At 59.0% G+C, this 967-nt stretch carries 1 protein-coding gene and 1 pseudogene; one reads left to right on the plus strand and one right to left on the minus strand.

Going from position 1 to position 967, the window contains the following annotated elements:
* Nucleotides 1–324: hypothetical protein (locus EOB59_RS35500; protein ID WP_206622105.1), on the plus strand; the 324-nt coding region annotated here is incomplete at its 5' end.
* A 300-nt stretch (nucleotides 325–624) separates the two neighbouring features.
* Here the strand turns inward: EOB59_RS35500 and EOB59_RS34450 are convergent.
* Nucleotides 625–967: pseudogene (locus EOB59_RS34450) on the minus strand (hypothetical protein); the annotation flags it as partial.

A 967-nucleotide genomic window follows, 5' to 3' on the forward strand; every position in this document is an offset into this window, starting at 1 on the left:
CCCGCAATTCCCACCGTCGCGCTTACTACGGCCGATGATGCCATGGCCGCCGTAATGGCGCTGGTGCGCGGCGCTTTTGAGGGTTTGCGCAAGATCGTCGTCCTTCTCCTTCCGGGGGGCACGACGTCGTGTTCGCCAGCGCCTATTACCCGTACATTGGAGGGCTACAAGGTCGTGCTGTTGAATACGGCTGAGCGAATCCCGCACCTTGGCCGTGCGTGTCTTCCGGCCTCGATCATCGGTTTCTTCGACCGGGCATTCCCGCCACATCTTGAGCAGATGCAGCACGCGCCGATCAACGATCCGGCGCGCCGCCGATCTTAATAGCTCGGCATGGGGAATACTTCCGAAGTAAGATCGACGCGGGGCATGCGAAGATGCTCGACGTCGGGCTCTTGCCGGAGGCCGAACATAGTCTTGGGCCCTGGCTCGCGGACGCGGTGCTGGCTCAAAAATCGCGCTGGCCAGTCCCGTAGCGTTCCTCGGCGCACGTCTTTTCGCCACCAGGGCCAGCGGCCGCAAGAGAACGTAGCTGTTTGGTGCGCTCGGATTTGCCGACAATCAGTCGGCGCCTTCTTCCTGGTGCGACCTCTCTCTGACCGGGACGGACCCCTAAGTTTCAGACTACGACGCCAACAACAGGCTGATCCTGGTCAATCTCACACGCGCCAATCGCCGCGCCGGATTGTGGAACCTCTCGCGGGTGGTTTCTACGACGAACACCAGGGTCATCAGATCAAGCAGGAAGTCATCGATAGCTTGGGCGAGTGTTTCTGACCTACCTTTGAACTGATCCAGCAAAACGCGCGCCTTATCGATCGCATCCACGCTGGCCTCATCGATCAACGTCTCTATCCTCTGGAGACAATCCAATTTCGAAACTCCCTCAAAGCCCTTGCCAGGGTAGTTTTGCAACGAAGGTGGGCGATTTGGATTTAGCCCAACAATGGCGGATGGGCGTTGAGAT

This window comes from Mesorhizobium sp. M7A.F.Ca.MR.176.00.0.0, assembly GCF_004023165.1.
Classification (GTDB): Bacteria; Pseudomonadota; Alphaproteobacteria; order Rhizobiales; family Rhizobiaceae; genus Mesorhizobium.